This is a genomic window from Actinomadura meyerae (assembly GCF_900188445.1).
Lineage (GTDB): Bacteria > Actinomycetota > Actinomycetes > Streptosporangiales > Streptosporangiaceae > Spirillospora > Spirillospora meyerae.
Map to the genome: position 1 here is coordinate 125421 of NZ_FZOR01000006.1, position 13421 is coordinate 138841.

A 13421-nucleotide genomic window follows, 5' to 3' on the forward strand; every position below is an offset into this window, starting at 1 on the left:
GGACGCTGATCCTTTTCAGGAAGGGCCCCGCTTTTACGGGCGGGCCCCTTTCAACGTCCCAGCCGAAGTGTCTCCTGCTGTGGCCAATGCCTCTGCGGGCCGCGCGGACGTGCGGCGGCGATGGTAGGCGAGAGTCGCCGCCCCGACGAGCGGCCCCCACGCCAGCAACGGGGCGTAGGACGCAATGCCGAGCGGACCGATGTCCTCGAAGTTCTCGGCCTGCTCAGGACGCTCCTTGCCGATGAGCACGGGTCCCGACTCGACGAAGCCGAACACCGAGTTCAGCACGCCGTACGCGGCCAGCAGGGTGAGCACCACCGCGGCCACGGCCCACGGGATGACCATCATGCGCACCGGAATCGTCCGCCCGCGCACGAACGGCACCCATCGGGGGACCGTCTCGCCCCAGGGGCGCACAAGCCCGAGCGCGAGCAGGGCGAAGGCGAAGGACACGACGCTGAGCGCCGGGATATAGATCTTCTCGCCGAGCGTCGCGTCGGCGGGTGTCAGCGTGAGCCGGAAGAGCGCGGACGGCAGGACGCACAGCGGGATGGCGTAGGCGATCCAGCGGACCGCGCGCGGAATCACGGGCGCGGAATGCACATCGTCTCCTTGGGGAAATCGGATAGCCCCACCCTCGCCGCGACGCGCGCGCCGCAACTCCCCCGCACGACCGGAGCCGCTCCCCCACGCGAGGGAGCCAGCCCCGCGGGTGCGCACCACCCTCACCCTGCGCGCCGCGAGCGCATCGGAGAACGGCCGATCGCCGCGCATCGCCGCCTCCAGCAGCTCCGGCGACGACGCGGAGATGAGCCGCCTTCCCGAGGCCCGCCACATGCCGCACTCCACCGATACGGTCCAGCCGGGAAAGCGCGTCCGAAGCCGTGCCAGCGCGCCGCCCTCACTCACGCAGATCCGTCGGGCAGGAGCGCCCAGACTGCCTTCCCGCCGCCTCCGAGCGGCTGCGCGCCCCACTCCTTCACGAGCGCGCCGAGCATCGCGAGCCCGCGCCCGTCCTCGCTCAGCAGCTCGGGCGAGCCCGCGGCCGGCAGGACGTCGGATGAGTCGCACACCTCCACGACGGCGCCCCGGTCCGTCTGGAGCAGCCGCACGGTCGCCGAGGCGCTCCCGGTGTGCCGCAGGACGTTGGTGAGGAGTTCCGAGACCACGACCTGCGCCACATAGGCGTCCTGCCCCCACTTCTCCAGGACGTCCCCCGCCCAGTCCCGAGCCGTTTTGACCGACTCCGCCCGAACCGGGACGACGATCTCCGCACGCCCCTGCATAAACGATCACCTCCGGATTTCCGTGACTCTGTGCACAGAATCCACTGCGAGGCGTAGCGTTACCATGCAAGCTCGGAGACGCACACCAAGGACTCACAACCACTGAAGAACACTTCAGAAGTACTGGAGGCCCCCCGCCATGGCCAGACGCAAGCCCTCCCCCGCCCTCAAGGCTTTCGGCGCAGTTGTCCGTCACCTGCGGGAAGAGGCGAACATCACCCGAACAGAACTCGCCAAGCGAGTAGCGGTGACCCCCTCCTACATCTCACAGGTGGAGAGCGGCCACACGCGCTGCCGCAAGGACTTCGCCCAGCGCATGGACCAGGCGCTCGGCACGGATGATCAACTCACCGCAGCCTGGACCAAGCACCTCCGCTCCGCGACCTACCCGAAGTTCTTCGCCGAGTTCTCGGAGGCCGAAGCGTCAGCCGAACTCCTCCGTGCTTACGAGGCCACGTTCGTGACCGGTCTCCTGCAGACAAAGGAGTACGCCCAGGTACTCCTCCCCTCTCAGAGCACGCTTGACGGGCGGCTGAAACGACAGCAGATCCTCTTCCGCGAGTTGCAGGCGCGTGCACTGAGCGTCAGCGACTCCTGCGACTTCATACGAAAGGCGAAAGACCGGTGGACGATGCGACCTGGCGCAAGGCGCAGCGCAGCAACGATCACGGCGGGGCCTGCGTCGAACTGGCAGCGCTCCCGAAGGCGGTGGGCGTGCGGGACTCCAAGGCCCCTGACGGCCCCAGACTACTCCTCCGCCTGGCGGCGTTCCGCTCGCTCCTGGCCGAACTCAAGCAGCAGCCGTAGCCCCCGGTAGGCGCGTAGATCTGACCACTCGACTGGGGTTGACCGCATGCCCGGAAAGCCGGAATCTCAGGCCCACGCTGTGAACCGGGGCCAACTACGTGGAAGGACTGCCGACGTGGACTGCGTGACCTGGCGAAAGGCGCACAGGAGCAACGACCAAGGCGGCTCCTGCGTGGAGTTGGCCGCCCTCACCGGGGCTATTGGCGTGCGCGACTCCAAAGACCCTGACGGCCCCAGACTCCTCCTCCGTCCGACCGAGTTCAATGCACTCCTGGCCGAACTCAAACAGCAGTGATCCCCTGACCAGCCGCGTCGCGCAGAGTGCTCGGCCATGACCCGTCTCCGGGGTGGACAAACCGGTGCCATTTATCCACGCTGGAGATTGGACCACCTCCCGCAGGAGGAATGTCGACTTGAAGCAAGTGACGTGGCGTAAGACTCTGCGGAGCAATGATCATGGCGGCGCGTGCGCGGAGTCGGCCGCCCTCATCGGGGCTGTCCTCCTCACCACGGGCGTGTTTAGGGCGCTCCTGACCGCGCTCAAGCAACAGCCGTAGCCCTCTTTCGCCAGGTGCACAGCCCGGCCCCCATGGCAGACATGTCATCCCGCAGCCACGCTGAAGTCAGGGCCAACTCCCCTGGAGGACTGCCACATGGACGAGATCACATGGCGTAAGGCTCGCGGCAGTGACGACAAAGGAGGTGCCTGTGTCGAGGTTGCGGCACTCCCCGGCGGTGTGGGTGTGCGGGACTCCAAAGACCTCGGCGGGCCTCTGCTTCTTCTCGACGTCGGCGCGTTTCGGACGCTGCTGGCCGAGTTGAGGCAGCGGTCGTAGGTTCAGGTGGTCAGTTGCGGGTGGCGAGTCGTTCGATGGCCTGGAGTTCTTCGGCGATCTTCGCTAGGGCGGCGTCGGTGTCGTGCGGGCGTTCGGTGCGTCCGTGTTCCAGGTGCGCCAGGAGGGTTTCGGCGCCCTCCGGGCGGGCGGCGAAGGCGACGACGACCGTGGGCGACTGCATCAGGCACCAGCCCGGACGGAGCCTGGCGTCCATCGCCTCCTCGCGGCCGTCGGTGTGCCGCACCCGCAGGCTGAGGAACTCGCCGCGCCGCTCGGTGATGTGGACGCGGGCGACGCCCGGTTCGAAGCGGTGGAGGTTGTCCTCCAGGTTCGCGATGACCTGCCACACGTCCTCGAAGGGGGCGGCGAGGCGGCGCCGGACGACGGCGGCGCCGGGCATGGCGGCGGCGAGGATGTCGAGGCGGTCGAGCGGGTCGATGCCGGCCACGGGGTCGTTCACGATTCCCACACCTCCCGGAACGCGGCCCTGGCCCGGTGCAGCCGGGACTTCACGGTTCCCTTCGCGATGCCCAGAGTGGCGGCGATCTCTTCCTCGCTGAGGCCTTCGCGAGTGCGAAGGACCAGGACGGCGCGCTGGGCGAGCGGCAGTCGCGCCAGAGCGTCGTCGATGTCCACCAGTCCTTCGAGGGAGGACGCGCCGCGGTCGACGACCGCCTCCTCGGCGGCGGTCTCCGCGTCGTGGCGGCGGGCGAGGCGGATCGCCGTGCGGACGGCGATCGACCGCGTCCAGGTCATGATCGCTTCCGGGGCGTCCAGCGAGGGCAGTCCGCGGAAGACGGCGAGGAGGGCCTCCTGCATCGCGTCGTCGGCCGCCGCCGGGGCGATCCGCGCGCACAGGCGGCGGACGTACGGGGCCAGCTCGTCGAGCAGCCGGTCGAGCGCGAGCGCGTCTCCCCGCTGAGCAGCCGCGACGATCTCCGGATCCACGCCAGGAAGGTTACGCAGAACCTTCCGAAGGTTCCCCGCCACTTTCCACGACGAGAACACCGAACAGAAGGGATCCGTTGTGGCAGCGGAACTGACGATCGTCGGCGCGGGGCTCACCGGGCTGACCGCGGCGATCGAGGCGGCCGAGCTCGGCCTTCGGGTGACCGTCGCCGAGGCGCATGCCGAGCCTGGCGGGCGCGCGCGCACGCTGGACGGTCCGTACCGGGCCAACGCCGGGCCCCACGCCATCTACGTGGACGGGCCTTGGTGGACGTGGCTGGAGGAGCGCGGCCTCGCCCCGGCCGTCGTGGCGGCGCCGCGGGTCCCCGGCCTCATGCGGGCCGGTAGCCGGATCTGTCCCTGGATGAGCGAAGTCGGCGAGGCGGGCGCCGCGCTCCCCGAGGAGGCACCGGTGGACGAGCCGTTCCGCGCGTGGCTGCTCCGGCACGTCGACGCCGAGACGGCCGAGGCGATCATCGGGCTCGCGTTCGTCTTCACCTTCGACCACGATCCCGGACGGCTCTCGGCCGCGTTCGTCCGGGAGGGCCTCCGCCGGGCGCTGGTCGGCGGGGCGCGGTACGTGGTCGGCGGGTGGACGGCCCTGGTCGACCTGCTCGCCGAGCGGGCCGCTGAACTGGGCGTGGAGATCCGCACCAAGACGCGGGTGTCCGTGCCGCCCGCGGGGCCGGCGATCATCGCGACCAGCCTCGCCTCGGCGCGGCAGCTCACCGGCGACGCGTCGCTCACCTGGCCCGGTGCCCGCGTGGCGACGTTCGACCTGGGCATGCGGACCGGCGATGGTCCCGACTGGTTCCGGATCCTGGACCTGGACGACCGGATCTACATCGCCCGCTACAGCATGGCCGACGCGACGCTGGCCCCGCCCGGACGCGAACTCGTCCAGATCTCCGCCGCGTGCGCGCCCGGGGAGCGGAGAGGCGACGCCGAACGGCGGGTGCAGAGCCTGCTCGACCAGACGTGGCCGGGCTGGCGCGACGCGGTGGTGTGGCGGCGCGCCGCGCTGCGCACGGAGTGCAGCGGGGCCCTGGACCTGCCGGGGACGACCTGGCGGGACCGTCCGGCCGTCGAGCGCGGCGGCGGGCTCGCCGTCGCCACCGACCAGTCCGCCGCGCCGGGGCTGCTCGGCGAGGTCGGGATCGCCGCCGCGCGCCTCGCCGTCCAGGGCGGCCGGCGATCGGAGGCGGCTCCGTCCCGCCTCTGATGATCTTGACGTCGTAGGGTGCGGTCGGCGGGTTGCGCGGCGGCATGGAGAGGGGGTGCGGCGGTGGAGGGGTTCGTTGTGGTCACCGGAGGCCCCGGGTCCGGGAAGAGCACCTTGATCGACCGCTTGGAGGAGGCCGGATTCGCCCGGTCCCAGGAGGCCGGACGAGGCGTCATCCAGGATCAGGCCGCCATCGGAGGCCGCGCGCTGCCCTGGCAGGACGTCGACCTGTTCGCCGAGATGATGCTCTGCTGGGAGATGCGCTCCTACCGCGGCATGGAGGGGCGGGCGGGGCCCGTCTTCTTCGATCGCGGGATCCCCGACATCGTCGGCTATCTCCGCCTTGAGGGACGGCCCGTCCCGCCGCATGTCCATACCGCCGCGCGCACCTTCCGCTATCGGCGGCGCGTGTTCATCGCCCCGCCCTGGCCCGAGATCTACGAGCAGGACAGTGAGCGCAAGCAGTCTCCGGCCGAGGCGGAGCGGACTTACGAATCCATGGTCACGACCTACGCCGAGTACGGCTATGAGCTGGTGGAACTGCCCCGCGTGCCCGTCGAGGAGCGCGTCCGGTTCGTCACCGCCCGGCTGTGATGGGCGCATGCGGAAAAGAAGTCGGCCGCGCGCGGGGTGGTTGATAGATTGCCGGCGGCCGTGTTCTGACGCTTGGAGGTGAGACCCATGAACGCTGTACCGATGTGGGTGCTCCCCTCGTCGTCACGGTCGGGCGGTTGACGTAGGGATCGCCGGGAGCGCCGCGACCAGTCAGGCACTCCTGAAAGGCACCACCTTGCATTCTCTGCTTTTCACCGCCGAGACGTCGTCCGGCGGCGTCCTCGAACGCGACTTCACCGTGGACGGCGTCCCCGGCGTGCTGTGGTCGGCCGGTACCGGCCGCGCGCCGCTGGTGCTGATGGGCCACGGCGGCGGCAACCACAAGAAGTCCCCGGCGATGGCGGGACGGGCACGGCTCCTCGTGGAGGGCTGCGGCTTCCACGTCGCCGTCCTCGACGCTCCCGGGCACGGCGACCGGCCGCGCACGGCGCACGACGAGGCGGAGATCGCCGCGCTCTACCGGGCGCGGGAGGCGGGCGAGCCGGAAGGCCCGATCGTCGTCCGCTACAACGCGCACCTGGCGGAGCGCGCCGTGCCGGAGTACCGGGCGGCGCTGGACGCCCTCCAGCGGCTCCCCGAGATCGGCAAGGGCGGGCCGGTCGGCTACTTCGGGCTCAACATGGGCACGGCGGTGGGCGTCCCGCTGGCGGCGGCCGACTCCCGCATCGGCGCAGCGGTGTTCGGCATGCACTGGCCGGACCGGCTGGCCGAGGCGGCGAGGCGGATCACCGTCCCGGTGGAGTTCGCCATGCAGTGGGACGACGAGCACATCCCGCGCGAGGCCGGTCTGGCGCTGTTCGACGCCTTCGCCTCGGCGGAGAAGACGCTGCACGCCAACGTGGGCAAGCACAAGGACCTGCCGAGGTTCGAGGCCGACAGCGCGGTCCGGTTCCTCGCGCGGCACCTCGGCCGAGGGTGACGTGACCGGTGCCGGCGCCCGGCCGGACCGGGCGCCGGCACCGCTGACCTCCTGCGCTGGGCGGTGATTGCGCCTGCGGGTGATACGTCCGCGGAGATAGGGTTTCGCGATGATCACGTCTGTGGGGTTCGAGAGCGCCGTCGAGGTGGGAGTCGCCGCGTTCTGCTCGGGGCCGGAGCCGCCCGGCGACGCCGACGTGCTGGAGCGGCTGACCGGGGCCGGGGTCGAACCGTGGCTGGCCGAGCGGCTGCTGGCCTTCCTGCCGATGGCGTTCACGCGGCGGCTGCTGCCGGACATCACCTACACGGACGTGGTGGCCGCCCCGAGCGGCCGGATCCGGCTGGCGGACGAACCGGTGTTCACCGCCGCACTGGCCCGCGCGCAGCGGGCCGACCGCGGCGAGATGGAACGGATCGCGCTGCGCAGCGCCGAGTTCAACGTGATCAACCAGGCGCTGAACGACGGCGTGCAGATGGCGGACATGGCGATCGGCGAGGTCCGGGCGCTGCGCGACCTGCCCCCGCCCGCGCCGGGCGACGGCGGGGTGCCCTGCCCGCGCGCCGTCTTCGAGGAGATGCTGCGCGGGCACGGTGCGGTGCTCGGCGGCGGGACGTCGGTCGACGCGAGGCTGTTCGTCCATCCCGCCCCGCCCGGGCTGGTGATGGGGCAGATCGACTTCGCCGTGTCGCATCCCGCGCTCGCCGCGCCGCGGCTGGTGGAGAGCTTCGCCGGGCCCGGCGCCACCTGGCGCGAGGCGATCGGCGGGGCGCTGCAGAAGTTCGAACGCGGCGCGCTGCATCCGATCGTCGAGGGGCTGCTGCGTCCCGGTGCCGCGCCCGGCCAGGTCCAGCGGGAGCGGTACGAGCATCCGTCCGGCGCGTTCGAGCTGGTGCTGGGCGCTCAGCTCACCATGTTCGCCGACCGGCCGGTGCCGCCCGCCGGGCCGCTGCTCGACCGGCTGCTGGACGCGCTGCGCTCGCAGCCCCTCACCCGGCGGGTGCACTGGATGCGCTTCTTCGTCGCCCACCACGAGGGCCGGTTGCAGAGCAACGAGGTGCTCCTGGACGGTGCGGCCTGGCCGGCGGGCGAGGCGGTCGTCGCGGGCAGCCCGGCGCCGCTGCCGGACGGGAGGGTCGCGGTGCGGCTGTTCAGCCTGCTCGTCCCCGCCGACCGGTGAGGACCGGCCCGTAAGAACCCGGTAATGGTCCGCGGTCTATCGCCGGGCGCGCACGCCGAGCAAGATCATTCGCATGTCGATAAGTACGCTCTTGCGCCGTTCCGCCACCGCCGCCGCCGCGACCGCCCTGGCCGCCGCCGCGGTCACCGTGCCCGCCCACGCCGATGAGCAGGCGACCACCTACACCTATGTCGATCTCGGATCCTTGCCCGGTTACGCCTCCAGCGTCGCCAACGACGTGAACGCCGGCGGCCTGGTGGTCGGCTCGGCCGGCAATGGCGTGGTCTGGCAGGACGGGGAGATCGGCAGGCTGCCCATGCTCACCGCGCTGGGCGTCAACGACGCCGGGCGCATCGTGGGCGCCGCCTACAGCGGTGCCTCGAACGAGCCCGCGCACGCCGTGGTGTACCGCGACGGCGAGCTGGTCGACCTCGGCGCCCCCTACGGCGGTGCGAACGGCAGCACCGCGCTCGACATCAACGAGTCCGACACCGTGGCCGGGTCGTTCAGCGAGGCCGGGCAGCCGAGCCGCGCCGCCGTCTGGGACGCCGACGGCGCCATGCGCCGCCTGCCGGGCCTCGGCGGCGTCTCCTACGGCACCGAGAGCCAGGCCACGGCGATCAACGAGAGGGGCCAGGTCATCGGCACCGCCGTGACGAAGTCGGGGGCGAATCGGGCCGTCATCTGGGAGAACGGCACGGTGCGGGACCTCGGCACCCTGGGCGGCGGCGGGTACCCCGGCACCCGCGCCATCGACGTCAACGACCAGGGCACGGTCGTCGGCGACTCGCAGAGGCTCACGGGCTACATGCACGCCGTCAAGTGGAGCGACGGGAAGATCACCGACCTCGGCACCCTCGGCGGGTCCGCCAGCTTCGTGAGCGGGATCAACAACCGGGGCCAGATCGTCGGCATCTCCGACACCGACTCCAGCGGAGGCGTCGGGCGCCGCGCCTTCATCTGGGAGGACGGGAAGATGACCGACCTGAACAAGGTCACCGTGAACCTGCCCGAGGGGGCCATCCTCTACAACGCGAAGGCGATCAACGACGACGGCGTCATCGTCGGCACTGGCTCGCCCCGCGCCTTCATGCTCGTCCCCAACGACTGATCCGGCCCAACGACCGATCCGGCGACGCCGGCGGGCGGGGCGCGTCCGGTCTCCGGGCGCGCCCCGTCCGTCGTCGCCGGGGGGACGGACGGCCGGGGAGCCGCCGGAGGCGCTGGTAGGATCGGCGGCCGATGCGCGGGCGGTCGCGGTGACGCGGCGTAGAGGCCCGCCCCCGGCGCGAAAGGGCCGATCATCGCCCGGCGCGGGTTCGTCCGCCCGCACGTCCACAGCAAAGGTTCCCCTGTGCCGCCTGCCCCTCTTGCCGAACGTCGCGCGAAGGCCGGTGCCGTCGTCGGCGCGGTCAGGGGGCATTGGCTGTTCGCGCTGGTGCTCGTCGCCGGTGTCGTGCTGCGGGTCGTCACCATGCTGGGGTTCCGGGGCGTGCTGTGGTTCAACGACAGCTACGACTTCCTGCGGGTCGCCGACGATCCGTTCCCGCATCCGCTGCGGCCGTCCGGTTACGGGCTGTTCCTGTGGGTGCTGAAGCCGTTCCACAGCCTGGCGCTGATCACGGCGTTGCAGCATGCGGCGATCATCGGGCTGGCGGTGGCCGGCTACCGGATGCTCGTCCGCGACTTCGAGGTGCGGCGGACGTGGGCGGCGCTGGCCGTCGCGCCGATCCTGCTCGACTCGTTCCAGATCGAACTGGAGCATCTGCTCCTGTCGGACACCCTGTTCACCGTCCTGGTGCTCGCGGCGATGCTGCTGCTGGCCAAGCCGGGGTCGGCCGGGTGGCGGCGCGCTGCGGCGGTGGGCGCGCTGCTGGGGGTGGCGGCCATCACGCGGACGGTCGGGGTGCCGCTGTTCCTCGTCGCCGTCCTGTACCTGGTGGTGCGGCGGACGCGGTGGCCGGTGTACGCGGCGCTCGCGGCGGCGTTCGTGCTGCCGGTCGGCGCGTACGGCGCGTGGTTCCAGCAGGAGCACGGCCGGTTCGCGATGTCCGGGGTGGACGGCGTCTTCCTGTGGGGGCGGACGGCCGCGTTCGCCGACTGCGACGCGCACACGCCGCCCGCCGATCTGGCGAGCCTGTGCCCGTACGGGCAGAAGGGCGACCGGCCCGCGTCGTCCCACCAGATCTGGGAGGCGAACTCCCCGACCGGATGGTCCAACGGGAAGGCGTTCGACGAGGAGACGAACGCGCGCGCGCAGCGGTTCGCGCTGTGGGCGATCCGGAACCAGCCGCTCGACTACGCGCGGGTCGTGTCGTACGACTTCTTCGTCCGGACGTTCTCGTGGCACCGGTCGCAGTACCCGACGGTCGGCACCGAGGCCCGGTACCACTTCCCCACGAAGCCCACCGCGCGCAAGCCCGGCCTCCAGGTGCTCGGCGGCGGGACGCGGCGGACGGTCGTCCACGAGTACTCGCACGGCACCGGCAGGACGCACATCGTCGACCCCTACGCGGGCTTCATGCGCGGCTACCAGGAGCGTGTGAGCGTGCCCGGGACGGTGCTCGGCGTAGTCCTGCTCGCGGGAGCGGCGGGCATCGTGTGGCGGCGGGCGCGCGCGCGGACGGCGCTGTTCTGGGTGTCCGGGGTGGCTCTGCTGGCCATCCCCCCGATCACGGTCGACTTCGACTACCGCTACATGCTGCCCGCGCTGCCGTTCGCGTGCTTCGCGGCGGCGATGGCGTGGGGGCGGAAGCCGGCGGAGCCGGCGGAGGAGCCTGAGCCGGTCGAAGCCCCGGAGGCGCAGCCCGCCGGCGCCTGACGCCCGCCGCCTGACGTCCGGCGCCCCTTGCGCACCGCAACCCCAATACGTGAGACTTCCTCGCATTCTGGGCGGGGAGGGGCGTATGTCGCGGATCCGGTGGGACGTCCTGCTGGGCGTCGTCGTGCTGGCGGACGTGCTGCACGTCTTCCTGCCCTCGCTGATCACGCTCGTGGGCAGCGCGGGCTCCACCCCGGCCGAGGTCATGGGCGCGTACGCGCTGTCGTGGTTCGTGGCCGCGTTCCTCACCGTCCCGCTGGCGCGGGTCGTCCCGGCGGGCAGGCTGGCGGTCGGCGGTGGAGCGTTGATGGTGGTCGCGCGGGTCGTCCTCCAGGCCGCGGACGGCGGTGACCCCCAGCTCTACGCGGCCAGCGCGGGCCTGCTCGGCGGGCTGGTGTGGCTGACCGCGACCGCCATGACCGTCCGGGACACGGCGCCGATGATGACCGGGTTCGCGGGCGGGCTCGCGGCGGCCACGGCGCTGCACGCGGCGGTCGAGGGCATCGACCTGGTGTGGCGGACGGGCCTCGTGCCGTGGATCCCGGTCGTCGCCTACCTGGGGTTGTTCGCCTTCGCGCTGGCTGGGCGGCCCGGCGAGAGCGAAGGCGGCGCCGCGCCCCGGATCTGGCTGGCGGCCGGTCCCGCTTTCCTGCTGTGGGGCATGTGGACGGGCAACGCCGCGCACGCCCAGGCCAGCGCGGGATGGCCGGGCGGTGTCGCGGCGGCGGTCGTGACGGCGGCCGCCGTGCTGTCGGTTGCGGTCGCGGCGCGGCCCCGGTTCTGGACGCGGCATCCCCTCGTCCCGACGGCGGGGCTCGTGCTGTCGGTGCTCGGGTTCGCCGCCGGGCGCGCCACGGTCGACGGCGTCCACGGCGTCTCCCCCGCCTGGACGGTGGCCGCGCAGGTCCTCGGGCAGGTCGCGCTGGCCGGGTGCCTCGGCTGGGCCGCGTCCGTCCCCGGGCCCGACCGGCCGGGACGGCGCGGGGCGGCGATGGCGGGCGGCTGGCTGCTGTTCGTCGTGCTGATGTTCGCCTACTACTCCGCCTACGACCTCGGCACCCCGAACCGGTGGGTGCCGGTGGTGACCGCGCTCGGCATGGCCGCGCTGATCGTCCGCGCCACGCGCCCGGAGCGGGAGCAGGGGTTCGAACGGTGGGTCGCGGGCGCTGCGGTCATCGCCGTCCTGGCGGTGGCGGCCGTTCCGCTGTGGCGCGACACGGGGCCGGACTGGCGGCCTGTCGACGACGGCGGGCTGCGCCTCGCCGCGTACAACGTGCGCATGGGATACGGCATGGACGGCACGATGACCGTCACCCGGCAGGCCGACGCCCTGCGCGCGCTCCGCCCGCACGTCGTCGTCCTCAGCGAGGTCGACCGGGCGTGGCTTCTGAACGGCGGGCGCGACTCGCTGCGCCTGCTCTCCGAACGACTGGGGCTGCGGGCTGTCTGGGCGCCGGCGGCGGACGAGGTGTGGGGCGACGCGCTGCTCACCGACCTGCCGGTGACGTCCGTCCGGAACGTGCCGCTCGCCGAGGGCGGCCCGACGGGCGCACAGGCGCTCGCGGTCGGGCTGCGCTGGCAGGGCCGCGACATCACGGTGATCGCCACGCACACGCAGCCCCCGTCGGACTGGTCCGACCTGCGGCAGGCCGAGCAGCTCGGCGCCCTGGCCCGGGACTCCGCGCGCGACGGCCGGCAGGTCGTCCTCGCCGGGGACCTCAACCTGGAGCCCGGCTCCCGCCCCTGGGACGTGCTGATGCGCGCCGGGCTGACGGACGCGCTCGCGCCGTCCCGCCCGTTCCCGACGACGCCCGACTCGGCGGAGCAGATCGACCATGTGCTCGTCACGTCCGGCCTGGTCGGGCGGGACGCCGCCAACCCCGGCGTCCGCCACTCCGACCACCGGCCGATCTCCGTCACACTCACCCCCAGATGAGTACATGTACGGATGCGGTCCGGTGCCGTGCGCCGCGACCATGAGCGGATGCGCCGACTCGCGATCCTCCTGCTGCCCGTCCTGCTGAGCGCCGGATGCGGCTCCGTCCCCTACGCCGCGGGCGGCGGGACGGCCGAGGAACGCGCCACCGAGGACGCGCGCAAGACCGCCCAGCTGGTCGGCGACAAGCTCTACACCGCCCGCGTGCGGCCCGCGCAGGACATCGCTCACCGCGCGGCGGACCTCGACGACGTCGAGGTCATGCGAGTGTCCGGGACCTCCACCGCCGGAGCGGGCGTGACCCTCGTCCTCCGGGTCCCCGGCACGGGGACCGAGGGCTGGTTCGCGCCCGGCGAGCCCGTCACCGTGAAGCGGTGCTTCCGGATGCGGTTCTCGACGACCACGGAATTCCGCCACTACGGCACCCGGGAGGTCGCCTGCCCGGCCGGGGAGCCGCTGAAGTTCAAGCCGTGGCCGAAGACGCCCGAGCTTCCCTACGAGAAGCTGCGCAAGGCCCTGCCGCGCGTCCCGGCCGGAGGGCGGGCGGACGAGGCGAAGGTCCGCGCGGCGGTCGCGTCGCTGCGCCTCGACCCGGCGATCAGCAGCGAGTTCAGGGCCGAGGGCGACGCGGTCGGCCTCGTCCTCAAGGTGAAGCCGTACCTGTCGGACGCGTTCGACTGCGTCCTCGCCCGGGTCTCGCCGGGCCGGACGAGCGTCTGGGTGCCGTCACGCATCCAGCGGATGCCGGGCGAGGCGGGCTGCACCGCGTCCAACGCCCTCCACCCGATGCCGCCCCCGCACTGACACGCCCGCCCGCACCGAAGCCCACCCCGCACCGAGACCCGCCACGCCGC

At 72.5% G+C, this 13421-nt stretch carries 15 protein-coding genes and 1 pseudogene; 12 read left to right on the top strand and 4 right to left on the bottom strand.

Annotated elements, in window-relative coordinates:
• Positions 1–33: 33 nt before the first annotated feature.
• Together CHF16_RS40150 and CHF16_RS09020 are read right to left on the bottom strand one after the other, a co-directional pair.
• Entirely contained in the window at positions 34–909 is an 876-nt protein-coding gene (locus tag CHF16_RS40150) for a hypothetical protein (RefSeq protein ID WP_179271447.1), read from the bottom strand.
• Positions 906–1286, bottom strand: a complete 381-nt coding sequence (locus CHF16_RS09020) for an ATP-binding protein (RefSeq protein WP_089325474.1) — start codon at positions 1284–1286, stop codon at positions 906–908. The genes CHF16_RS40150 and CHF16_RS09020 overlap by 4 nt, the downstream gene beginning before the upstream one ends.
• Positions 1287–1425: 139 nt before the next feature.
• Here CHF16_RS09020 and CHF16_RS42155 point away from each other — a divergent pair.
• From CHF16_RS42155 to CHF16_RS09035, 4 genes and pseudogenes are all read left to right on the top strand, one after another.
• Positions 1426–1842: pseudogene (locus CHF16_RS42155) on the top strand (helix-turn-helix domain-containing protein); the annotation flags it as partial.
• 68 nt (positions 1843–1910) lie between these two features.
• Positions 1911–2093 carry a DUF397 domain-containing protein gene (locus tag CHF16_RS39360; protein ID WP_143227925.1) on the top strand — a complete coding sequence of 61 codons (183 nt, stop codon included), beginning with the start codon at positions 1911–1913 and terminating at the stop codon, positions 2091–2093.
• Positions 2094–2139: 46 nt separating this feature from the next.
• Positions 2140–2388, top strand: a complete 249-nt coding sequence (locus CHF16_RS09030; protein WP_089325476.1) for a DUF397 domain-containing protein — start codon at positions 2140–2142, stop codon at positions 2386–2388.
• 358 nt (positions 2389–2746) lie between these two features.
• Positions 2747–2929 carry a DUF397 domain-containing protein gene (locus CHF16_RS09035; protein ID WP_089325477.1) on the top strand — a complete coding sequence of 61 codons (183 nt, stop codon included), beginning with the start codon at positions 2747–2749 and terminating at the stop codon, positions 2927–2929.
• 10 nt (positions 2930–2939) lie between these two features.
• Here the strand turns inward: CHF16_RS09035 and CHF16_RS09040 are convergent, their stop codons facing one another.
• Positions 2940–3389, bottom strand: coding sequence for an SRPBCC family protein (locus CHF16_RS09040; RefSeq protein WP_089325478.1), 450 nt, complete (start codon positions 3387–3389; stop codon positions 2940–2942).
• Positions 3386–3877 (bottom strand): RNA polymerase sigma factor, encoded by a 492-nt coding sequence (locus CHF16_RS09045; RefSeq protein ID WP_218826596.1) that lies wholly within the window; start codon positions 3875–3877, stop codon positions 3386–3388. Before CHF16_RS09045 ends, CHF16_RS09040 begins: the two co-directional genes overlap by 4 nt.
• Positions 3878–3956: 79 nt before the next feature.
• Between CHF16_RS09045 and CHF16_RS09050 the strand changes: the two genes are divergently transcribed.
• The 8 genes from CHF16_RS09050 to CHF16_RS09085 all read left to right on the top strand — a co-directional run bounded on the left by CHF16_RS09050 (position 3957) and on the right by CHF16_RS09085 (position 13371).
• Positions 3957–5099: an FAD-dependent oxidoreductase gene (locus CHF16_RS09050; protein ID WP_218826597.1), complete on the top strand. Its 1143-nt coding sequence runs from the start codon at positions 3957–3959 to the stop codon at positions 5097–5099.
• 63 nt (positions 5100–5162) lie between these two features.
• Positions 5163–5693: an AAA family ATPase gene (locus CHF16_RS09055; protein WP_218826598.1), complete on the top strand. Its 531-nt coding sequence runs from the start codon at positions 5163–5165 to the stop codon at positions 5691–5693.
• A 196-nt stretch (positions 5694–5889) separates the two neighbouring features.
• Positions 5890–6633: a dienelactone hydrolase family protein gene (locus tag CHF16_RS09060; RefSeq protein WP_089325480.1), complete on the top strand. Its 744-nt coding sequence runs from the start codon at positions 5890–5892 to the stop codon at positions 6631–6633.
• 109 nt (positions 6634–6742) lie between these two features.
• Positions 6743–7810, top strand: coding sequence for a DUF6348 family protein (locus tag CHF16_RS09065; RefSeq protein WP_089325481.1), 1068 nt, complete (start codon positions 6743–6745; stop codon positions 7808–7810).
• 73 nt (positions 7811–7883) lie between these two features.
• Entirely contained in the window at positions 7884–8921 is a 1038-nt protein-coding gene (locus CHF16_RS09070) for a DUF3466 family protein (protein WP_143227926.1), read from the top strand.
• Positions 8922–9164: 243 nt separating this feature from the next.
• Positions 9165–10631, top strand: a complete 1467-nt coding sequence (locus tag CHF16_RS09075; RefSeq protein ID WP_143227927.1) for a hypothetical protein — start codon at positions 9165–9167, stop codon at positions 10629–10631.
• A gap of 85 nt (positions 10632–10716) precedes the next feature.
• A complete protein-coding gene (locus CHF16_RS09080) occupies positions 10717–12567 on the top strand; it encodes an endonuclease/exonuclease/phosphatase family protein (protein WP_089325484.1) in 1851 nt (616 codons plus the stop codon).
• A gap of 48 nt (positions 12568–12615) precedes the next feature.
• Positions 12616–13371, top strand: coding sequence for a hypothetical protein (locus CHF16_RS09085; RefSeq protein ID WP_089325593.1), 756 nt, complete (start codon positions 12616–12618; stop codon positions 13369–13371).
• Positions 13372–13421: the final 50 nt, after the last annotated feature.

Bases quoted from the DNA above. Each gene is read 5' to 3' on its own strand.
- CHF16_RS09070 (WP_143227926.1), top strand. From the start codon at position 7,884: ATGTCGATAAGTACGCTCTTGCGCCGTTCCGCCACCGCCGCCGCCGCG.
- CHF16_RS09030 (WP_089325476.1), top strand. From the start codon at position 2,140: ATGCCCGGAAAGCCGGAATCTCAGGCCCACGCTGTGAACCGGGGCCAA.
- CHF16_RS09085 (WP_089325593.1), top strand. From the start codon at position 12,616: ATGCGCCGACTCGCGATCCTCCTGCTGCCCGTCCTGCTGAGCGCCGGA.
- CHF16_RS09035 (WP_089325477.1), top strand. From the start codon at position 2,747: ATGGACGAGATCACATGGCGTAAGGCTCGCGGCAGTGACGACAAAGGA.
- CHF16_RS09020 (WP_089325474.1), bottom strand. From the start codon at position 1,286: ATGCAGGGGCGTGCGGAGATCGTCGTCCCGGTTCGGGCGGAGTCGGTC.
- CHF16_RS09065 (WP_089325481.1), top strand. From the start codon at position 6,743: ATGATCACGTCTGTGGGGTTCGAGAGCGCCGTCGAGGTGGGAGTCGCC.
- CHF16_RS09080 (WP_089325484.1), top strand. From the start codon at position 10,717: ATGTCGCGGATCCGGTGGGACGTCCTGCTGGGCGTCGTCGTGCTGGCG.